Annotated in this window: 21 protein-coding genes and 1 pseudogene; 17 read left to right on the top strand and 5 right to left on the bottom strand. The window is 63.7% G+C overall.

Annotated elements, in window-relative coordinates:
* Positions 1-246 precede the first annotated feature (246 nt).
* From ACWUKX_RS12745 to ACWUKX_RS12730, 4 genes are all read left to right on the top strand, one after another.
* A complete protein-coding gene (locus tag ACWUKX_RS12745; protein ID WP_051695693.1) occupies positions 247-639 on the top strand; it encodes a hypothetical protein in 393 nt (130 codons plus the stop codon).
* Positions 640-833: 194 nt separating this feature from the next.
* Positions 834-989, top strand: coding sequence for a hypothetical protein (locus tag ACWUKX_RS12740; protein ID WP_456007069.1), 156 nt, complete (start codon positions 834-836; stop codon positions 987-989).
* 133 nt (positions 990-1122) lie between these two features.
* Positions 1123-2061 (top strand): LLM class flavin-dependent oxidoreductase, encoded by a 939-nt coding sequence (locus ACWUKX_RS12735; protein WP_456007067.1) that lies wholly within the window; start codon positions 1123-1125, stop codon positions 2059-2061.
* Between the two features lie 14 nt (positions 2062-2075).
* The gene (locus ACWUKX_RS12730) at positions 2076-2243 is read left to right on the top strand and encodes a hypothetical protein (RefSeq protein WP_456007339.1); all 168 of its coding nucleotides are present in this window, start codon (positions 2076-2078) and stop codon (positions 2241-2243) included.
* On the opposite strand, the gene ACWUKX_RS12725 is transcribed toward ACWUKX_RS12730, so the two are convergent.
* The 3 genes from ACWUKX_RS12725 to ACWUKX_RS12715 all read right to left on the bottom strand — a co-directional run bounded on the left by ACWUKX_RS12725 (position 2207) and on the right by ACWUKX_RS12715 (position 3212).
* On the bottom strand, positions 2207-2302 hold the full coding sequence (locus ACWUKX_RS12725) for a hypothetical protein (RefSeq protein ID WP_456007318.1): 96 nt from the start codon (positions 2300-2302) through the stop codon (positions 2207-2209). The two genes, ACWUKX_RS12730 and ACWUKX_RS12725, sit on opposite strands and share 37 nt — an antisense overlap.
* A gap of 29 nt (positions 2303-2331) precedes the next feature.
* On the bottom strand, positions 2332-2799 hold the full coding sequence (locus ACWUKX_RS12720) for a TonB-dependent receptor plug domain-containing protein (protein ID WP_456007065.1): 468 nt from the start codon (positions 2797-2799) through the stop codon (positions 2332-2334).
* Between the two features lie 164 nt (positions 2800-2963).
* On the bottom strand, positions 2964-3212 hold the full coding sequence (locus ACWUKX_RS12715) for a hypothetical protein (RefSeq protein ID WP_456007337.1): 249 nt from the start codon (positions 3210-3212) through the stop codon (positions 2964-2966).
* Between ACWUKX_RS12715 and ACWUKX_RS12710 the strand changes: the two are divergent.
* The 4 genes and pseudogenes from ACWUKX_RS12710 to ACWUKX_RS12695 all read left to right on the top strand — a co-directional run bounded on the left by ACWUKX_RS12710 (position 3126) and on the right by ACWUKX_RS12695 (position 6275).
* Positions 3126-3872 (top strand): annotated as a pseudogene (locus tag ACWUKX_RS12710) (ATP-binding cassette domain-containing protein). The gene ACWUKX_RS12715 and the pseudogene ACWUKX_RS12710 sit on opposite strands and share 87 nt — an antisense overlap.
* A gap of 28 nt (positions 3873-3900) precedes the next feature.
* Entirely contained in the window at positions 3901-4827 is a 927-nt protein-coding gene (gene exbB / locus ACWUKX_RS12705; protein ID WP_456007063.1) for a tonB-system energizer ExbB, read from the top strand.
* A gap of 15 nt (positions 4828-4842) precedes the next feature.
* Positions 4843-5301: a TonB system transport protein ExbD gene (exbD, locus tag ACWUKX_RS12700; RefSeq protein ID WP_456007061.1), complete on the top strand. Its 459-nt coding sequence runs from the start codon at positions 4843-4845 to the stop codon at positions 5299-5301.
* The gene (locus ACWUKX_RS12695; RefSeq protein WP_456007059.1) at positions 5301-6275 is read left to right on the top strand and encodes a TonB family protein; all 975 of its coding nucleotides are present in this window, start codon (positions 5301-5303) and stop codon (positions 6273-6275) included. The genes exbD and ACWUKX_RS12695 overlap by 1 nt, the downstream gene beginning before the upstream one ends.
* A 93-nt stretch (positions 6276-6368) precedes the next feature.
* Here ACWUKX_RS12695 and ACWUKX_RS12690 read toward each other — a convergent pair whose 3' ends face one another.
* Complete coding sequence (locus ACWUKX_RS12690; RefSeq protein ID WP_456007057.1) at positions 6369-7778, bottom strand: RtcB family protein; 1410 nt, start codon at positions 7776-7778, stop codon at positions 6369-6371.
* 847 nt (positions 7779-8625) lie between these two features.
* On the bottom strand, positions 8626-10197 hold the full coding sequence (locus ACWUKX_RS12685; RefSeq protein WP_456007055.1) for a vWA domain-containing protein: 1572 nt from the start codon (positions 10195-10197) through the stop codon (positions 8626-8628).
* Between the two features lie 207 nt (positions 10198-10404).
* Between ACWUKX_RS12685 and rtcR the strand changes: the two genes are divergently transcribed.
* The 9 genes from rtcR to ACWUKX_RS12640 all read left to right on the top strand — a co-directional run bounded on the left by rtcR (position 10405) and on the right by ACWUKX_RS12640 (position 18815).
* Positions 10405-12009 carry an RNA repair transcriptional activator RtcR gene (rtcR, locus tag ACWUKX_RS12680; RefSeq protein ID WP_456007053.1) on the top strand — a complete coding sequence of 535 codons (1605 nt, stop codon included), beginning with the start codon at positions 10405-10407 and terminating at the stop codon, positions 12007-12009.
* A 136-nt stretch (positions 12010-12145) separates the two neighbouring features.
* The gene (locus ACWUKX_RS12675) at positions 12146-12478 is read left to right on the top strand and encodes an ArsR/SmtB family transcription factor (protein ID WP_455840813.1); all 333 of its coding nucleotides are present in this window, start codon (positions 12146-12148) and stop codon (positions 12476-12478) included.
* A gap of 13 nt (positions 12479-12491) precedes the next feature.
* Positions 12492-12998 carry an arsenate reductase ArsC gene (locus ACWUKX_RS12670; protein ID WP_456007051.1) on the top strand — a complete coding sequence of 169 codons (507 nt, stop codon included), beginning with the start codon at positions 12492-12494 and terminating at the stop codon, positions 12996-12998.
* Position 12999: 1 nt separating this feature from the next.
* On the top strand, positions 13000-13689 hold the full coding sequence (locus tag ACWUKX_RS12665; RefSeq protein ID WP_456007049.1) for an aquaporin: 690 nt from the start codon (positions 13000-13002) through the stop codon (positions 13687-13689).
* Positions 13686-14102, top strand: coding sequence for an arsenate reductase (glutaredoxin) (gene arsC, locus ACWUKX_RS12660; RefSeq protein WP_456007047.1), 417 nt, complete (start codon positions 13686-13688; stop codon positions 14100-14102). Before ACWUKX_RS12665 ends, arsC begins: the two co-directional genes overlap by 4 nt.
* Before the next feature lie 75 nt (positions 14103-14177).
* Entirely contained in the window at positions 14178-14498 is a 321-nt protein-coding gene (locus ACWUKX_RS12655; RefSeq protein ID WP_095520145.1) for an ArsR/SmtB family transcription factor, read from the top strand.
* A gap of 49 nt (positions 14499-14547) precedes the next feature.
* A complete protein-coding gene (locus ACWUKX_RS12650) occupies positions 14548-15981 on the top strand; it encodes an NAD(P)-binding domain-containing protein (protein WP_456007045.1) in 1434 nt (477 codons plus the stop codon).
* The gene (gene arsK, locus ACWUKX_RS12645; protein WP_456007043.1) at positions 15978-17210 is read left to right on the top strand and encodes an MFS transporter; all 1233 of its coding nucleotides are present in this window, start codon (positions 15978-15980) and stop codon (positions 17208-17210) included. The genes ACWUKX_RS12650 and arsK overlap by 4 nt, the downstream gene beginning before the upstream one ends.
* Positions 17211-17315: 105 nt before the next feature.
* Positions 17316-18815 carry a helicase HerA domain-containing protein gene (locus ACWUKX_RS12640; RefSeq protein WP_456007041.1) on the top strand — a complete coding sequence of 500 codons (1500 nt, stop codon included), beginning with the start codon at positions 17316-17318 and terminating at the stop codon, positions 18813-18815.
* Positions 18816-19110: the final 295 nt, after the last annotated feature.

Genomic DNA, 19110 nt, shown 5'->3' with positions numbered 1-19110 from the left:
CCTGTCGATGTCGGAAAGGTCGATCCTGCTTGCCCTGCAGCATAGAGCGCGCCGGCGGGCCGCGTCGATGGCCGAATTTCATGCTGTGGCGCTCGCAAAGATGCCCCGGTCGGCCTGGAGCTGCGCGCCGGTACGTCCATACTGAATCCCGGAGGACCACCCGTCCAGGCGGCACATTCGCCTTAAAGTGATTTGATACGGTCGCGGCGCTCGCACATTGTCGGCGAGTTTGTTGCCGAGGCGCCGATGGATGAGATCAGGCGGGTTGCTGTGGGGTGTATCGGGCGCGCCGTAATGTTCGGATCGCTTGCCATCGGCTGTGTCATGGTCGGCTTCTCCTTCAGCCCGGTGTCCGCATTCCGCTCCGGCGCGTTCCTCACGCTGACGATGGTTCTGGCCCTGATGTGGAAAGCCACGACCGCAGCCAGCAAGGATCCCAAGCACACCGAAGTCTGGCTCTACCTTGATGAGAAATCGCGCCCAGCCGATGGTCCGGCGCGACGGGTGTTCGGCACCATCATGAGTGACGTTTATAGACTCTACGCCCGGATCGCGCTCGGGGTGGCGGTCGGGTTCTTCCTGGTGTCGCTCGTGCTGATGCTGTTCGGTCTGGAAGCTTACAGGCCGCCCGCCAAATAGGCGGCCGCCCCCCATTCCCGCCCCTCCGCCTGCATGAGCCCGGCGTTTTGCCATCGGGCTTGGAAGTGCCGCTCTAAGCAGCAAACAAACCAAATTTCCATCCAGTTTGAGAAGAACATTCTAAGGATCGCTGGAAAATAGCACTCGACAAAGTCTACTGATTTTATAGATTGATCGCCGAGACGGAGGTCGATATGTCCTATTTCCAGAACGCCCGGATTGCCCGCAAAGGCCAAAGGCTCGGTTCTGATCAGACTTGGCGGCCGGCCTATGCGGGCGCCTTTGCCTATCTCGTCTTTGCCCTTGCGTTCGTGTTCACCGGGGCAGTCGTTCTGGGTCTTATTCCCTGATCATGGCGCCCCGAGTGATCGGGTCCTGACTTACAGGGATAGCGATCTGCCGTTTCGCAATATCGGAGTTGAATGAACCGAATGCCGGTGTGCTTTTGCGCGCCCTGATCTCAACGTGATGGAGGAGATGGCAATGCCGATCGAGTTCACGCATGTTCCCGGTAAAACTCACCCTGCCGATTCAACCGTGCCGTTTTTTTACGATTTCGCGGAAACCGCGACAAAGCTGTCGCTGATCGAGAACATCGGTTTCCAGAAGATCGTCGTCGACGATCCGGCCGGGCTGCTGACCAATATGGATATTGCCGCCCGGGCGCTGGACCGCACGTCCTCACTCGAGGTCGTTCTCACGCATTGGGCCGGTGTGATCGAGCCGACGGTGGCGGCACGGCAACTGGCGGCGCTCGACGCGAAAAGCGGCGCGCGGTTGTCGCTCAGGATGCTCAGCGAGCCGCTGAACGATGACGATGCCGAAACACGTCCGGTCGGTCATACGGTCGTCTGGCAGCGGATCGACGAATATCTGGTGCTGCTGAAGCGGTTGTGGTCGAACGACTGGCCGTTCGATCATGAAGGCGCCTTCTACAGCGTCAAGGGCGGCTATGTGCCGCGCAAGGGGCCGACTGTCGCTGACGTGACCATCCGCATGGGCGGCCAGTCCGGAACGGCCCTCAAGGTGGCCGGGCGGCATGCCGATGTCTTCGAACTGGCGCCAGGTTCGCTCAACGAGATCCGCCAGCTGATGGAGCGGGTGCGCAGTGCCGCCGCCGAACACGGCCGGGCCGGCAAGCTGCGTTTCGCGCTTCCCGTCCGGATCCGTTCGGAGGACAACGCCTCCTGCCAAAAAGCCGTCGAAATTGCTGGGCCGCCGGCGCAGATCGCGTTGTCGCTGCTCCCTTATGCGGCCCTGGGAATCGAGGAATTCATGATCATCGGCGTCGACAGGCCGCGCGAGATCGCAATGGCTGGCCGCGAAATGATCGCGCTGCTGCGCAACACTCTGGCGCACCGCGAGGCTCCGCAGCCCGAGGCGTTTGTCTCTCGCGCGATCAGAGAAGCACGTGCCGGGTGAGGAGCCCGCAAGGCTTGACGCCGAAAGTCCTCGATGCGGTGTCAGAAGCCTGGCTTTCGCGCCGCACTTGGCGCCGGCCGCCGTTCGTCGAATGGCAGGGCTATGCGCTGTCTGGCCGCCAGCCCGAAGCGCTTGGCGGTGCCGCTCATTGCCGGCCTTTCCACATCAGCACCATGAAATAAGGCCCGCCGACCAGAGCAGCTAGCAAACCCGCCGGAATCTGCCACGGGAAAATGAGCATCCGGCCGGCCCAGTCGGCCGAAACAAGGATCATGCCGCCAAGGATCGCGGATGCGAAAAAGCGGTGGCAAGGCACGTTGGAAGCCGAGCATGCGGGCCAGGTGCGGCGCCGTAGGAATCGAGCGCCGTGACCAGCGTGAAATTGCTCTCCTTGAGCTGCAGCCCGTCCTTGTAGAAGACGCCGCTGGAGTTCGAAATGCCGCGCATCTGCAGGCCGTGGCCACGATTGTCGGTGCCGTAGAGATTGCCGCTTGCGCCTGGCGTATAACGCAGCGCGCGAGTCAGGCTGTCCACCGCCTGCGCTTCCATCTGGCCTTTGGTGATGACCGATATCGACTGCGGCGTCTTGATCAGCGGTGTATCGGTCTTGGTGGCGGTGGAGCCCTGGGTGGCGACATAGCCATCGACCGTCCCAAAGGTCGCTTTCGACGCGTTCCTGAATGTTGATCGGGTCGAGAGTGGCGGTCGCCTCCTGCGCGACGGCGTGGCCGCCGCCAAGCAGCACCGGCAGCGACATCGCCGCGATCAGGAGGTTCCGGCGCGCGGTCACTTCATCTTGAGTTCTTCCGCGACCTGAACCAACGACCATCTCGGCGCGCTCCACATTTTCGAGTTTCGACGCAAATCCGGAGCGTCACGCATTTTGGTGACTCAAAAAGCCATCACCATTGTTGACTATTAAACTCATGTTTCATAGTCAACCGGGCATCGGCGCCGAAAACCGGGATTGCCGAAAGCCGGATTTCGAGATGCACGCACAAAGCTGGAGGGAGGCCGAGACCGTGGCAGGAACTCACGCCCAGACTGCCTTCCATGTCGAAGCGGTGCGGTTCGCTGTCGGCGAGCGGACGCTGCTCGGGCCGGTCACACTCGAACTGCAACGCTCGCGCGTCTACGGGCTGATCGGGCACAACGGCTCCGGCAAGTCGACGCTGATCAAGCTCCTGGCGCGCCAGCAGCCCGCAAGCTCGGGCGGCATCACCTTCGCAGCGTCCGCTGGTGCAGTGGGGCGCGCGCGAACTCGCCCGTGCGCTCGCCTATCTGCCGCAGACGACTCCGGCGGCGACCGGCTTGACCGTGCGCGAACTGGCGACGCTCGGGCGCTATCCCTGGCACGGCGCGCTCGGCCGCTTCGGGCACGAGGACAGGCGCCATGTCGACGAGGCGCTTGTCCTGACCGACATGGCGGATTTCACCGACCGGCCGGTGGACGAATTGTCCGGTGGCGAGCGCCAGCGCGCATGGCTGGCCATGTTGGTGGCGCAGAATGCCGGCGTCATGCTGCTCGACGAGCCGATCTCGGCGCTCGACATCGCCCATCAGGTCGAGGTGCTGGGGCTGGTCAGGGCCCCAGCCGCAAACGCGACCTGTGCGTCGTCGTCGTGCTGCACGATCCCAACATGGCGGCGCGCTACTGCGACGAATTGATCGCGTTGAAGGACGGCAGGCTGCTGACGCGCGGCACGCCGGACCAGATCATGCAGGGCGAGGTGCTCAAAGGAATTTTCGGTGTGGAGATGGGCGTGTTTACGCATCCCGTCACCGGCCAGCCGATCGGCTATGTGCAATGAGGCCACTGTGAGAATAAGGAAGAAGCCCTTGTCCAGACATGGTTTGTTCGCGGCGGTGATCGCATTCGCCATCCTGTCGGCTGGCGGCATTGCCGCCCAGGAGCAACCAGGCGCGGCCCCGCCGATCGAAGCTCCCGCGCCTGGAGAGGCTGCGCCGGACGCGGTCGTGCCACCGGCGCAGCCCACCGTGACCACGCCCACCGAGACCACGCCTATCGAGACGGGGCCTTCAACGGCGACGTCTTTGACCCTGCCGCATGATCTGTCGCCATGGGGCATGTTCATGGCGGCCGATATCGTCGTGAAAGCGGTGATGATCGGGCTGGCTTTTGCGTCCTTCGTCACCTGGACGATATGGCTGGCCAAATCGCTGGAGATCCTTGGCGGCAAGCTGCGCGCCCGCCGCGCGGCACAAGCGATCGGCAATGCCGCGACGCTGAACCAGGCGGGGCGCGCGCTTGGTCACAATGGCGGTCCCGGCGCCCTGCTGGTGCGGGCGGCAGAGGAAGAGACCGCGCTTTCGGCCGGCTCGCTCGACCATGTGTCCGGCGACGGATTGAAGGAGCGGGTCACCTCGCGCCTGTCGCGCATCGAGGCGGCGGCGGCGCGGCGCATGTCGCGCGGCACCGGCGTTTTGGCGACGATCGGCTCGACCGCGCCCTTCGTCGGCCTTTTCGGCACGGTCTGGGGCATCATGAACGCCTTCATCGGCATCTCGCAGGCGCAGACCACCAATCTCGCTGTCGTTGCCCCGGGAATCGCGGAAGCCTTGCTGGCCACCGCGATGGGCCTTGTCGCGGCGATCCCGGCGGTGGTCATCTACAACGTCTTCGCGCGATCGATAGCCGGCTACAGGCAGATCCTCGCCGACGCGTCGGCAGGGGTCGAACGGCTGGTCAGCCGGGATCTGGATTTCCGCACGGTCGCGCCGGCAAAGCAGATGGCCGCGGAATGAACACGGAGTGACGCCATGGCAGCTAGAATTCGAGAGAACATCGACGGCGATCTCGAGGAAAACCATGAGATCAACGTCACGCCGTTCATCGATGTGATCCTGGTCCTGCTGATCATCTTCATGGTCGCGGCGCCGCTGGCGACGGTGGATGTCAATGTCGACCTGCCGGGCTCGACCGCGACGCCGGCTCCCCGGCCGGAGACGCCGCTGTTCGTGACGCTGAAAAACGATCTCAGCTTGGCGATCGGCAACGACGCCGTGCCGCGCGAAGCCTTCGCCGCCACGCTCGTCGGCAGGACAAAAGGCGACAGGCAGACGCGCATCTTCCTACGCGCCGACAAGGCGGTCGGCTATGGCGATCTGATGGAGGCGATGAACCTTCTGCGCGGCGCCGGTTATCTGAAGATCGCGCTGGTTGGCCTCGAGACCGCGCCCGGCAATGCCGCGGCGCCGCAAGTCGGAACGGGCCAATAATGTCGCCGGCGGCCGCCCTGCCGATGGCCGATCAGCGGCGTTTCGGCATGCGCGAGATTGCCTGGTGGGCGGGCGCGGCTGCGCTGGTTCTGGTGGCGCATGCCGCGATCGGCTATGCGATGCAGAGCTGGCGCCCGGCCGAGCCCGATGGCGGGCCGCCGCAGGCGCAGGTGATCGAGTTGTCGCCGATGGCGTTCACGCCGGCGATGCCGGCCCCGATACCGGACGAGGTGGCGCCCGATCAGCCGGATCCTGCCGAGGAGCCCGTAGCCGAAACGGAGCCTCCGCCCGAATCGCCCGTCGAGCCGGCAGAGCCGGTCACCGAGCCGTCGGAAACCGCTCCGGCCGACACAGTCGAGCCCACCCCGCCGACCATGGCGGAGCGGGTCGACCAGCCGCCGCTCGAGGAGGTCATGCCGGACATTGCCGAGGCCGTCACGCCGGAAGTGGTCATCCCGCTGCCGCAGCCGAAACCGGTCGAGGCACCCGTCGAGGCCAAGACAAAGAAGCAGGCAAAGACTGAGGTAAAAGAGCAGGCCGAGGTGAAGGCGAAGAAGTCGGTCGAAAAGGCCAAAAACCTTCCGAAAAAGGAGAAAGCCGCACCGCCGCGGACGACGGCCAGTCTCGCTGAGAAACCCGCAGCCAGGGCGGCCGCACCGAAATCGGCCAAAGCAACGGCTTCGAGATCAGGTGTGAGCTCGTCCAAGTGGAACTCGCAATTGCATGCGTGGATCAGGCGGCATACGCGCTATCCGAGGGCAGCGAAAGCCCGGCGCGCGGAAGGTACTCCGAAGGTGACCTTTACGGTCGACGCATCCGGCCGGGTCCTATCCGCCCGGCTTACTCGTTCCTCCGGCGATCCGGACCTCGACAGCGCGGCGCTCAGCGCGCTGCAGGGCGCCAAAGTGCCGGCGCCGCCGCCGGAAAAAGCGGGCACATCTGTCGCGGCGCCTTTCACATTCAAGCTGGATTAGGGCGACACACCGAGACCATTTGATCCTGTCCTGTTCGAAGTTGTCTTTGCCGGATGCAGACCATTGCAGCCCGCATCCGGCGACGATTTTCGACTATGGCTGGCGCTTCTCTTGCGAGCGCGCGTCCCTTTTCTTGCGCCAAGGCGCGTTGGCTTCCCAGTCGCCGGCCATGATGCAGCCATAGGGCAGGACCTCGTCGACGATCTCGGCCAGGCCGAAATGCTCGATCTGGCGGCGCATCGAAGCTGCGTTCTTGTAGGCGCTGGGCAGCTCCGAAATATCCGTCACGCCGGAGAAGAAACGAGCATCGATGCCCTTCGTCTCTTCGGCGAAGATATCGGCGTCGCTGCGGCCCGCCTGCATGCGCCGGTGCTGACTGCGCGAGAAATTGCGCCCGGCGCCGTGTGGCGAGAAGCCAAGTCCATGGGCAGCGTTCTTGCCGCGCACGATCAGCACCGGTTCCGCCATGTTGAGCGGAATCAGCGTCAGATCGGTCGCATCCTCGGCCCAGTTGTCGAAGGCCGGGGTGGCGCCCTTGCCGTGGTAGAACAGCCCGTCCGAGCGACGGAAGACGAAGTTGTGCTCGTTCCAGAATCGGTCGGACACCTTCGCTGACAGACGCTCGGCCGTCATATCGTGGATGAGCATGTGGTTGCCCTTGGTCCATTCGCGGATCGTCTGCAGGGCGTCCCAATACTCATCGCCTTCCCTGGTGTCGGCTGGTATCCAGGCATTCTGCGGCAAGGTCTCCGGCGACAAGATCTTGCGAACCCCCTCGGCGATCTTCATCCCTTTGCTGTAGAGCCGGGCGCCCGGAGAGCGCGAGCCATGGTGGGTGACCAGCGCCGTCTCGCCACTCGACTTCAGCGTGCCGACATAGGCGAAATGGTTGCCGTCGCCCTGGGTGCCGAAATGCTCGATCGCCGCACTGGTCACATCGCGAAGCAAGGGGTTGGCCTCGAAGCGCTCGAAGACCTCCTTGGCCGGCCGGATCTGCTGGCCGCGCGGACGTCCGCCCGGCCCGAAATGGGTGACCGCATGGACAGCATCGATCAGCGCGGCAGGCGCCACGCCAGGGAATACCGAGATCGCCATCGAGCAACAGATATCGGCCGAATGCATGCCTGGGTGGATCGCCTCGGACACGGCGACACCGCCGACCGGAATGGTGCCCGACGGACCGGTTGGGCAGGCGTCCGGCATGATGGCGCCGGCACGGATCACCGGCGTGCGCATCAACTCGGTCATGCTGCGCGTGACGGCTTCGACATTGGCGGCTTCGTCAGGCGTTTCAGCCTCGATGTTCAGATGTAGCGGCATGGAGGCAGCCGCATGCAGCGGCAAAGCCGGCGGCGGCGCGAAAGCACGCGCGGCCTCCAGCGCATCGCCCTGCGAGCCGCCGCTCTCCAGGACGGCGTTTGCAGCGGCGAGCGCCTTGGCGAACCACTTGCCCTGCGGCATTCCGGCGTCGATCAAATCCTGTCCACTCAAAATCTCGGTCATGTCTTTTACTTTCAATTCGACGGTGTTCGTCCAGCAGTCACGTTCTCGTAGGCGGACGACAAGAGAACACGAGACGCTTTCATTCCGCCACTTCGCTAGATGCGAAGGAGGGACACGAACCCTCACGCCTTTCGGCACCCGCAAAAGCGGGCCGCGTCTACCTGTAGTCTCGCAGGCATTCGTCCTTTTCACTCAGTCTGGCGACAAGGATCGGCAAGACAATAACTGAGCTACTTTCCATCCTCATCGAATGGAAGGGATGACTTGAACACCCGACCTTCCGCAACTTTCGCTGCGGACGCTCTACCCCTGTAGTCCTGCCCTGCATTCGCCATTTCACGTCCGTCGCCACGGCGACAAGAGAAGATGAAACCCGGGAGTCCCGCTCGTGCCAGAGAGCGCCTGCGAGGTGAGGAGTCGAACCTCACGGAGCATCCCGTTCCTGATGCTGTAGTTCCATCCGGCATTCGCCGCGGCTATTTCGAGTCATGACGGCAAGGTATTGGTGAAACGTTCCCGCCTAACCACTCGGCCACATGCTCGATCGAGCACGGCAGGAATCGAACCTGCGTAAGGAGCACCCAAAGCTGTAGTTCCACCGGCATCCGTCATGCCTTTGTCTGTTCTCCTTCTCCAAATGCGGCCGACGCCGCGCAAAAGTCGTCGGGCATGACGACAAGGTTTGACGAAACGTCCTGCTCTGACCGCTGAGCTACAGGCCCATAGTGATGGACCCGACGGGATTCGAACCCGCGACCTGGAGGTGTGTAGCCTGTAGTTTCGCCGGCATTCGTCATGTCCTTGTTTCTCCCGGCCGATCCCGGCGGAGGCGCCGCCGGGATCGTCGTCAGAGTTCGACCGCCTCGATCGTGCGCACCCAATGGTCCGGGTCGCCTTTCGAGGACAGCATGGTCCCGATCACATCAAAGACGCGGTCGGAGAAACCGCCGACATTCAGGATGTCGGCCTTTGGCTTTGCCTGCCCTTGGGCCTGTGTCGTCGCGTAAGGCTGGATGTCGATGCAGACCAGCTTCGCCGCCGGGTTCAAGGCCTTCAGCTTGCTCCATTCCTGCATCGTCGCCGTGCCCTGATGCGCATGCGCGGACGCATCCACCCAGGACTGGTTGTCCGACACGAACACCACCAGATCGACCTTCGCCTTCTCCCGAACCAGCCATGCCAGCGGCGCCGAACAGTTGGTTCCGCCTCCGCCGATGGCGGCAAGCTTGGCGGCATTGGTCATCACGGTGTCGCGCGCGTTGAGGCGGATATCCACCACATCGTTCTCGAACGGCAGGACCCTGGCCGTCGGGTTCCGGCGCAGCAGCGCGGCGGCCACCAGGGCAGCCACGTCGATGCAACGGACGGCCGAAGTCGAGCCCTTGCGATAACCGGTCGCCGGCGAAGCCATCGATCCGGACACGTCCGGGCACACGGCCACATTGCCCTTGATGCTGGGAACGTTGCCGAGCGCGATTTCCATCGCATCCTGCAACGCATCCCTGACCACGTCAGGCACTTTCGCATCGGCCGTGGTGAACGCCACCATCAGCTGATACGGGAACACCCGCGCGCGCCGGATCTCCTCCGGATCACGCAGACGCGCCGCCAGCTTCTCGGCGAACCCTTCCACTTCGAACACGCCGTTGCGGGCAAACGTGTTCAGGTTCTGCCGCAGCATCTGCCATCCGGCCGTCTCGGCGATCTGCACCCAATGCTCTGATGTCAGCGGCATAGAGGTCAGCATTTGGAACGGCACTTCCGGCACAGGCAGCGACGGATAGCGCTTGAACGCTTCGAAGCTCTTCACCACGTCCGGCAGGGCCTCCACGTCATGCGGCTTGTCCAAAAGGTAGCCATAAAGAGCTTCACGCGAAGCCGACTTCGGCTTCGGGTGAACCATCTTGACGACATCGGCCAGCGACGGATCGTTGCCGACCGCAGCCCGCATGATCTCGAAATCGGCCGCCTGCTCGAGCCAGGCCTGGACCAGGCGCTTCGGCCGTGTGCCGAGCGACTTGCGCCCGGTCGCGCCGGAACGCATGACCTGCACGAAGGTGCGCAGCATCTTGCCGTTCTTGACGATGCGCCCGAAGACACTGTCGAACTCGTTGCCCTGCATACAGGAGAGGACAGCCAACAGGAATGCCGGCATGTCCTTCATGTAGCCCTGCTCGAAGGCGTGAACGGCGGTGCGCGCCAGGAATCCCGGCTCGACCTGCCAGGCCAGTTTCAGGACCTCGTCCAACTGCTCGCGCGACTCGGCATAGAAAGTCGCGTTGAACGTTCCCGTCGCCGCCAGCTGAGCCAGAGCCTGTTCAGGCGACAGGCGATAAGCCTGGGCACCCTCATGGTTCCTGGTGTCAGCTGGCGGGAGCAGCTTTCCTGCAATCGTCGCAAACACGGATTTGTTCGCCATTGATCTTATCCTTCATTTCACACCGGTAGCAGTACAAGGTGCGTGCCAGTTTAAAGGGGAACCTGTTTTTCGACGCTTGCGCGACAACAAGTCATTGTTTTACTTTGCAGATAAATTTTCAGAACGAGAACAAGTCCTGGCGGGCCTGTTTACGAGCTCTGCGGATCAATGATACCGATGTATCGTCATTTATACGGTTAGATAAAGATGCGAAGACGTGTTGCCATTGGTATTCTCGGAACGACGCTTGACTCCAGTGGCAAGGACGACCGCTGGAAGAAATGGCGGCCGACGGTTGCGCTTTGCCAGCAACCGGGGCTGTTCATCGATCGGCTGGAGCTTATCCACGACGTGCAGTCGCAGCGGCTGGCCACGCAGATCATTGCCGACATCGAGACGGTCTCGCCGGCGACCGAAGTCAGGCAGCATATCATCGGCATGAACGACCCTTGGGATTTCAGCGAGGTCTATACCGAGCTGCGCGATTTCGCCCGCGCCTATGTGTTCGACCCCGAGAAGGAAGACTATCTCGTCAACATCACCACCGGCACGCATGTCGCCCAGATATGCTGGTTCCTGCTCACCGAGGCGCGCTTCATCCCAGCGCGGCTGCTTCAGCTCTCGCCGCGCAAACGCGAGGGCGGCGGCGAGTTCTCGGGTGGCCATTCGATTATCGACCTGGACCTGTCGCGCTATGACGCGATCGCCACGCGTTTCGCCGCGGAACGCGACGAGGCGACGTCTTTTCTGAAATCCGGCATCCCGACCCGCAATCCGGCCTTCAACCAGATGATCGACCAGATCGAGAAGGTGGCGATAAGGTCGCGTGCGCCGGTTCTGCTGACCGGGCCGACCGGGGCCGGCAAGTCGCAGCTGGCCAGGCGCATCTTCGAACTCAAGAAGGCGCAGCGACAGGTCTCCGGCGCCTTCATCGAGGTCAATTGCGCGACACTGCGTGGCGACCAGGCGATGTCGACCCTGTTCGGCCACGTCAAAGGCGCCTTCACCGGCGCCCAGAACGAGCGGGCCGGGCTGATGAAATCGGCCAACAAGGGCGTTCTGTTCCTTGACGAGATCGGCGAGCTCGGGCCGGACGAGCAGGCCATGTGCCTCAGAGCCATCGAGGAAAAGCGCTTCCTGCCGGTCGGCGCCGATCAGGATGTGACGTCGGATTTCCAGCTTCTCGCCGGCACCAATCGCGACCTTTCGATCGGCGTGAAGGAGGGCAAGTTCCGCGAGGATCTTTTCGCCCGCCTCAATCTGTGGACGTTCCAACTCCCCGCTTTGCGAGACCGCAAGGAAGACATCGAACCCAATCTCGAATTCGAGCTGCGCCGATTCAGCGAGCGCGAGGGGCAGAACGCCACCTTCAACAAGGAAGCGCGGGACCTCTACCTCAGATTCGCGGTAGCGCCGGAGGCGACGTGGCGAGCCAATTTCCGCGATCTCTCCGCGTCCGTCACGCGCATGGCCACGCTGGCGCCGCTTGGACGCATCAACGAAGAGACCGTGCGTGACGAGATCGATCGGCTGACGGTGCTGTGGCGTGCCGGCGCAGCCCAGTTCGGCGATGGGGAGCGAATCCTGTCGGAAATTCTCGATCCCGATCGCCGAAATCGGATCGACATGTTCGACCGGGCGCAACTTGCCACAGTGCTTGAAGTCTGTCGTGGCAGCAATTCCCTCAGCGCGGCCGGGCGCAAGTTATTCGCGGTTTCGCGGCTGCAAAAGACCAGTGGCAACGATGCCGACCGGCTGCGCAAATATCTCATGCGCTTCGATCTAAGCTTCGAGGATATCGCCGGAAGCTGATAGACGTCGTTGCTGCTCCAACTGACGGGAGTTGGGATTCCGACACGAGATGAAGCGGCTGGATCGCTCTCTCCTTGTCGTCATCAAATTGTGATGCGGTGGCCGTAGGAATCCATAATTCCGGATTTGTGGATACATGGACAAGACGACAGCTCTTCTCGCACTGGCAGCGCTTGGCCAGGACACCAGGCTCGAAGTGTTTCGCCTGCTGGTCCGGGCGGGCGCAGACGGTGTGCCGGCCGGCGAGATCGCCTTGCGCCTCGGTACGGTGCAGAACACCATGTCGGCGCATCTGAAGGTCCTCGACCATGCCGGCCTGGTCCGTGCCGAGCGCGACGGCCGGACAATCCGCTACGTCGCCGATATGACCGGCTTTCGGAATCTCCTTGCCTATCTCATGGAGGATTGCTGCAGCGGCGCGCCGGAGCTCTGCCAGCCGGTCATTCAGGCGGTGACCTGCAACTGTTAGAAGGGACTACGCCATGAGCGAGCCATACAACGTGCTTTTTCTCTGCACCGGCAATTCGGCGAGGTCGATCCTCGCCGAAGCGATCTTGAACCGTGTCGGCGCCGGCAAGTTCAGGGCCTATTCGGCCGGATCGCACCCGAAGGGAGAGGTCCATCCCTACGCGCTCCAGCTGTTGAAAACCCTGAATCACGACACGTCCTTCGCCCGTTCGAAGGACTGGCAGGAATTCGCGGCTCCCGGCGCGGCCGAGATGAATTTCGTTTTTACCGTCTGCGACAATGCGGCAAATGAATCCTGCCCGGTGTGGCCGGGACAGCCGATGACGGCGCACTGGGGCGTGCCCGACCCGGCCGCCGTGGAAGGCACCGACGCCGAAAAACATCTGGCCTTTGCCGAAGCCTATCGCATGCTCAACAATCGGATCTCGATCTTCGTCAGCCTGCCGATGAACATGATCGACAGGCTCGCCCTGCAGAAACGGCTGGATGAAATCGGCCGCGATCTACCGAAGGCCGGCTAATATGGCGGTTGACCTGTCCCGTCGCATTGTCGCGGAAGCGCTCGGCACGGCAATGCTTGTCGCGACGGTTGTCGGGTCCGGGATCATGGCCGACAGGCTGACGGGCGACCTCGCTGTTTCCCTGCTCGGCAACACCTTGCCGACTGGAGCGATTTTGGTGGTGTTGATCACCATACTCGGACCGATTTCCGGGGCGCATTTCAATCCGGCGGTGACGCTGGTTTTCGCCCTCAGGCGGCAAATCGAAGCGAACGCCGCACTGGCCTATGTCATCGCCCAGCTTGTCGGCGGCGTTGCCGGGACGCTAATGGCGCACGCTATGTTCGAACTGCCGATTCTACAGCTCTCGCAAACCGTGCGGACCGGAAACGGACAATGGCTCGCGGAGTTGGTGGCCGCCTTCGGCCTGGTCTTCACCATTCTGGCGGGACTTCGCTTCCGTTCGGATGCGATTCCCTGGCTGGTCGGCCTCTACATCACCGCGGCCTATTGGTTCACCGCATCGACGTCGTTCGCCAATCCGGCGGTCGCCATTGCGCGAGCGGTTTCAAACACGTTCGCGGGCATCCGTCCTGTTGACCTGCCGGCGTTCATCGTCGCCGAGCTGCTGGGCGCGCTGCTTGCCATGGCCTTGGCAGGATGGCTGCTCAGCGAGCCCAAACCAATCAGACAGATGAGAGCCGCGAAATGACCATCACCATCTACCACAACCCCGACTGCGGCACCTCGCGCAACACGCTCGCCATCATCCGGCAGTCCGTCGAAGAGCCTAATGTGATCGAGTATCTGAAGAGCCCGCCGTCGCGCGAACGGCTGGTCGAGCTGATCAAGGCGACGGGAATGACGCCGCGCGAGTTGCTGCGCGAGAAGGGTACGCCGTACGCCGAGCTCAACCTCGGCGATCCCAAATGGACCGACGACGAGATTGTCGATTTCATGCTGGCGCATCCGATCCTGATCAACCGGCCGATCGTGGTGACGCCGCTCGGCACCATGCTTGCTCGGCCGTCCGAAGCCGTTCTCGACATCCTGCCCAATTCTATCGGGCCGTTCACCAAGGAAGACGGCGAAGTGGTGATCGATGCATCGGGGCGGCGCGTCTGAAGGTATAATCCAGTTCTTCGATAATCTTGGAAATAGAACTTGACGACACCCGGCAGCGGGAGCTAGCGTATTTCCATGAAACTCGAACAAGCAGCAAAACAGCTCGAGGCGCTCGGCAATCCGACGCGGCTGAAGCTTTATCGCACGCTGGTGAGGGCAGGCGAAACCGGACGACCGGTCGGTTATCTGCAGGAAGCCCTCGGCATCGCTGCGTCGACCCTGTCGCATCATCTCCACCGGCTTATCCTGACCGGCCTGGTCACCCAGGAACGCCAGGCAACGACGCTGATCTGCCGTGCCAATTACCCTGTCATGAACGATCTCCTCGGCTTTCTTGCCGATGAATGTTGTGCCGATGCCGTATGCGGCCCGGCTGTCGGCGAGGCTGCTGCGTAACTCTTTTTGGCCTATATTTCTATAATCCTAGAAGCATAGAAGGTGCATCATGGTTCCCAACAGCAATCTCCCGGTCGCCATCATCGGCGGCGGACCGGTCGGCCTGGCGGCTGCCGCTCAACTTGTCAGCCGCGGCCTTTCGGTCAAGGTTTACGAGGCTGGTTCCGCGGTCGGGTCGAACCTTCTGGATTGGGGTCATGTGCGGGTTTTCACGCCGTGGCGCTATTGTGTCGATGCGGTCGCCCGAAAACTTCTCGAGAGCCACGGCTGGCAGATGCCGGAGCCGGAGGCGTTCCCCACGGCTGGCGAGATCGTCGACCAGTATCTCGCGCCGCTGGCAAAGCTTTCCGAACTGGCGCCGTCGATCGAGACTAATGCCCGCATTGTCGCGATTTCCCGGTGGGGAGCCGACAAGGTCTTGAGCAAGGCGCGGGAGACGCGGCCGTTCGTGCTTCTGGTCGAAACCGCCGAGGGCACGCGCCGGGACAGCGCTCGTGCCGTCATCGATGCGTCCGGCACCTGGCAAACGCCGAACCCGCTCGGTGCGGGCGGCTTGCCGGCCGAAGGTGAGAAGGAATTTGGAAACCGCATTGCCTACGGCATACCGGATGTCCTCGGACGGGACCGTCATCTCTATGCAGGCCGCACGACATTGGTCGTGGGCGCCGGCCATTCCGCTGCCAATGCCTTGCTCGAATTGGCGGAGCTTGCGCAAACCGAACCGGGCACCTCGGCACTATGGGTGACGCGCGGCACCGACCTTGTCCGCATCTACGGCGGCGGCGATGCCGACGCCTTGCCGGCGCGGGGCGAACTCGGTTCGGATGTCCGGCATCTCGCCGAGAGCGGCCGCGTGCGGCTGGTGACGGGCTTTGCCACGGTTGCCATTCGCGAGGTCGACGGCCGCCTGGTTGTCGAAGGCCAGACAAAAGACGGATTGCGCACGCTCGGCCCCGTCGACAGGATTATCGCCGCGACCGGTCAGCGCCCTGATCTCACCTTGACCCGCGAGCTTCGGCTGGACCTTGATCCGTGGCTCGAAGGCGTCAAGGCGCTGGGGCCGCTCATCGACCCCAATGAACATTCCTGCGGCGATGTCCCGCCGCATGGTCATCGCGAGCTCAGCCACCCCGAGCCCGATTTCTACACGGTCGGCGTCAAAAGCTACGGCCGGGCGCCGACGTTCCTACTGCTGACCGGCTATGAGCAGGTCCGCTCGGTCGCCGCGGCGCTCGCCGGCGACATGGCTGCGGCCGATGCCGTGCAGCTGGTGTTGCCCGAGACCGGCGTCTGCACTGTGCCGGCGTCACTTTCAGGCGCGTCGTCCCAGGGTTGCTGCGGCGGGCCGGCGCCGGCTGCTGTCGATGCCTGTTGTGTCGACGACGCCAAGGCGAAGGCGAGCGGCAAGTCAGGCTGCGGCTGCGGCAGCACGCAAGCGATCGCAGCAGTGCGCAGCGGCGATCTCGAGATCGCCGCTCGATGAGCGACCGGAAGATCCCGGCTGCCGCGCTCTGGGCGTTGGGGCTGACGCAGATCATCGGCTATGGCACGCTCTATTACAGCTTTAGTATCCTGGTGCCGTCGATCGCGCTCGAATTCGCCTGGCCGGAACAATGGGTTTTCGGCGCCCTGTCGGCGTCGCTGCTGGTGGGTGGCCTGTTTGCACCGACAGCCGGGCGCTGGGCCGATCGTTTCGGCGCCGGCCGGGTGATGACCTTTGGTTCGCTTGCTGCCGCAGCAGCGCTTGTCGCTTGCGCGCTAGCACCCGGCCGGGTGAGCTTTGTGCTGGCTCTGGTGGCGATGGAGCTGGCGTCCGCCTTCGTGCTTTACAGCGCCGCTTTCGTCGCGATCGTCCAGATCGGCGGAGCCAGGGCGCAGCGCAGCATCACCCATCTGACGCTGATCGCCGGCTTCGCCTCCACCCTGTTCTGGCCGTTGACGGCTGCGCTGCACGAACACCTGACCTGGCGCGAGGTCTATTTGGTCTTTGCCGGCATCAATGTCGCCATCTGCCTGCCCATCCATGCCTGGCTGGCACGGCTGTCGCGTCGGACAGACGAAAGCGCCTCGCCGACACCTGCGGCCGTCGCGCCGGCAGGCCGTGCCTTCACGCCACGCGACCGCAGCAGAGTGTTTCTGCTCATGCTTGGCGGCTTCGCGATCGAGGGTTTCGTGCTGTCCTCGATTCTCGTTCACATGGTGCCGCTGACGACGGCGCTCGGGCTTGGCTCCGCCGGGCTCGTCGTAACCACGCTTTTCGGGCCCTCCCAGGTGGCGAGCCGGTTGATCAACATGCTGTTCGGCGGCCGGCTGGCACAGACCTGGCTCGCGGTGATCGGCGCGACATTACTGCCGCTCGGCCTTGTCGTCCTGCTGGCGATGACACCATCGCTGCCCGGCGCCATCGCCTTCGTAATCCTGTTTGGATTGGGCTCGGGCCTCGCCAGCATCGTCGGCGGCACGCTGCCCCTGGAACTGTTCGGGCGGGAGCGCTACGGCGCCCGGCTCGGCTGGGTGACGGCCGCGCGTCAGTTTTCTTCAGCGCTTGCGCCCTTTGCCCTTGCCATGGCGATGGCAGGCATCGGCGTCCAACCATCGCTCTGGTTGACCGCTGCGGTCGGCATGCTCGGCATACTGGCTTTCTCGGCAATCATCCTGATCAGGCGGCAGCCTCTCGCGCATGATCGCGTGATGCTTACCTCGGCGAACTGACGTCGCGTGCAGCGTACAGCTGTGCGCAACAGCGAGCGGTCGGCCATGGGCGCTCGACGGGCTGTGATGCGGTTGATAAGCCCTCTCCCCAAGGAGAGTCGAGACATGACCGTTGCGATCGAGATGGGCCACACGACCGCAGGCGCCCCGGCGGCACTGGATCTTGAGGAACTGCTGGCGACCCGCCTTTTGGTGCAGGGCAATTCGGGCTCCGGCAAATCGCATCTGCTGCGCCGGCTGCTGGAGCAGAGTGCCCCCTGGGTGCAGCAGGCCATCATCGACCCCGAAGGCGACTTCGTGTCGCTGGGCGAGCGCTTCGGCCATCTGGTAATCGATGCCGAGGAGCATACCGAGCGCGGCCTGCAGAGCGCCGGCGAGCGGGCGCGCATCCATCGCGTTTCCACGGTGCTCAATCTCGAAGGGCTCGACGCCGAGAACCAGATGCGTCGCGCCGCTGCCTTCCTCGGCGGACTGTTCGAGGTCGCCCGCGACCACTGGTATCCGATGCTGGTGGTGGTGGACGAGGCGCAGCTGTTCGCGCCGGCCGTCGCCGGCGAGGTTTCGGACGAGGCGCGCAAACTCTCGCTCGGCGCCATGACCAACCTGATGTGCCGTGGCCGCAAACGCGGGCTTGCCGGGATCATCGCCACCCAGCGGCTGGCCAAGCTCGCCAAGAATGTCGCCGCCGAGGCCTCCAATTTCCTCATGGGCCGAACTTTTTTGGACATTGATATGGCCCGGGCGGCCGACTTGCTGGGCATGGAGCGGCGGCAGGCCGAGGCTTTCCGCGACCTGGAGCGCGGGCAATTCATGGCGCTGGGCCCGGCGCTATCGCGCCGTCCGCTGGGCCTGCGCATCGGCCCGACCGATACCAGCCCGCGCAATGGCACGCCGCGGCTGATGCCGCTGCCGGAAGCAGCACTGGAGGATGCCCGCGCCATCATCCTGGCAGCGCCGCCGCCGGAAACTGTCCGGCCGCAGCGCCGGTCGTCGCCGGACCTGCTCGACCAGCTGATGGCGGCGAAATCGGCGGCACTGGAAATCCGCCCCGAACCGGTGGAGCCGCCGATCAGCGCCGAGGATTTGGCGGAGCGGCGGGAGCGGGTGGACCGGGTCCTGCGCGCCGTGCTGGCGCAGCCCGACGCCGGCTTCCGTGTCATCGGCGTGCTCTATCAGGAGTTCGTGGTCCGCTGCCGGATCGAGGGCCTCGCCTCAGTCGTGCCGGACCTGCCCGCCTTCCGCCGCATGCTGACCCGCGCCCGCGCCGGCCTCGGCTCCGACATGGCTGGGGATGACGCCTGGCAGGATGTCTCGGCGCGCGCCTCGCTGCTGCCCGAGGATATGCAGGGTGTGTTCATGATGATCGCCCGCGCGGCGAAGGAGGGCTGGCCCTGCCCGAGCGACGCGGCGATCGCCCGCGCCTACGGCTCGCACTCGCTGCGCCGCGCCCGGCGCCTGCTGACCTATATCGAGGAACAGGGCCTGATCGTATGCCAGCTTGACGGTCTCGGCCGGCGGGTCGTGACGCTCGTCGAATTGGCCTGGGCAACGGCACCGGGCGACCCCAACGCCGAGGAGGCGGAGCAGGGCAGTTTGGCTGTGTGAGGCGGCGGCCGAGTGCGCAAAGGGAATGCCACGCATCAAGGCGATGTATTGCCAAGCGGCAGGTACAGCGGCGAGTCTTTTTTGCGCAGATAGGGCCTCGCTGGCCCGCCACGCTCATCTGCCCGGTCTTCATCATACGACGACGAATTGGCGCGACGCAGATCCGCCTATTGTAAGTTGTTCGATGCTACAGCACTCCCTCCTGCCGACGGCGCTTTACATATGTTCTAGAGCGGGATGAGATTTGTAAGAGTCGTGGGATTCCCAAATCATCGCAGTTCTGATTCAACATTCA

It is taken from the genome of Mesorhizobium sp. f-mel (genome assembly GCF_053850215.1).
This window is presented reverse-complemented; position numbering and strand designations above follow the sequence as displayed.

Bases quoted from the DNA above. Each gene is read 5' to 3' on its own strand.
- ACWUKX_RS12745 (WP_051695693.1), top strand. From the start codon at position 247: ATGGATGAGATCAGGCGGGTTGCTGTGGGGTGTATCGGGCGCGCCGTA.
- ACWUKX_RS12740 (WP_456007069.1), top strand. From the start codon at position 834: ATGTCCTATTTCCAGAACGCCCGGATTGCCCGCAAAGGCCAAAGGCTC.
- ACWUKX_RS12735 (WP_456007067.1), top strand. From the start codon at position 1,123: ATGCCGATCGAGTTCACGCATGTTCCCGGTAAAACTCACCCTGCCGAT.
- ACWUKX_RS12725 (WP_456007318.1), bottom strand. From the start codon at position 2,302: ATGCTCATTTTCCCGTGGCAGATTCCGGCGGGTTTGCTAGCTGCTCTG.
- exbD (WP_456007061.1), top strand. From the start codon at position 4,843: ATGGCAGCTAGAATTCGAGAGAACATCGACGGCGATCTCGAGGAAAAC.
- ACWUKX_RS12695 (WP_456007059.1), top strand. From the start codon at position 5,301: ATGTCGCCGGCGGCCGCCCTGCCGATGGCCGATCAGCGGCGTTTCGGC.
- ACWUKX_RS12690 (WP_456007057.1), bottom strand. From the start codon at position 7,778: ATGACCGAGATTTTGAGTGGACAGGATTTGATCGACGCCGGAATGCCG.
- ACWUKX_RS12685 (WP_456007055.1), bottom strand. From the start codon at position 10,197: ATGGCGAACAAATCCGTGTTTGCGACGATTGCAGGAAAGCTGCTCCCG.
- rtcR (WP_456007053.1), top strand. From the start codon at position 10,405: ATGCGAAGACGTGTTGCCATTGGTATTCTCGGAACGACGCTTGACTCC.
- ACWUKX_RS12675 (WP_455840813.1), top strand. From the start codon at position 12,146: ATGGACAAGACGACAGCTCTTCTCGCACTGGCAGCGCTTGGCCAGGAC.
- ACWUKX_RS12670 (WP_456007051.1), top strand. From the start codon at position 12,492: ATGAGCGAGCCATACAACGTGCTTTTTCTCTGCACCGGCAATTCGGCG.
- ACWUKX_RS12665 (WP_456007049.1), top strand. From the start codon at position 13,000: ATGGCGGTTGACCTGTCCCGTCGCATTGTCGCGGAAGCGCTCGGCACG.
- arsC (WP_456007047.1), top strand. From the start codon at position 13,686: ATGACCATCACCATCTACCACAACCCCGACTGCGGCACCTCGCGCAAC.
- ACWUKX_RS12655 (WP_095520145.1), top strand. From the start codon at position 14,178: ATGAAACTCGAACAAGCAGCAAAACAGCTCGAGGCGCTCGGCAATCCG.
- ACWUKX_RS12650 (WP_456007045.1), top strand. From the start codon at position 14,548: ATGGTTCCCAACAGCAATCTCCCGGTCGCCATCATCGGCGGCGGACCG.
- arsK (WP_456007043.1), top strand. From the start codon at position 15,978: ATGAGCGACCGGAAGATCCCGGCTGCCGCGCTCTGGGCGTTGGGGCTG.
- ACWUKX_RS12640 (WP_456007041.1), top strand. From the start codon at position 17,316: ATGACCGTTGCGATCGAGATGGGCCACACGACCGCAGGCGCCCCGGCG.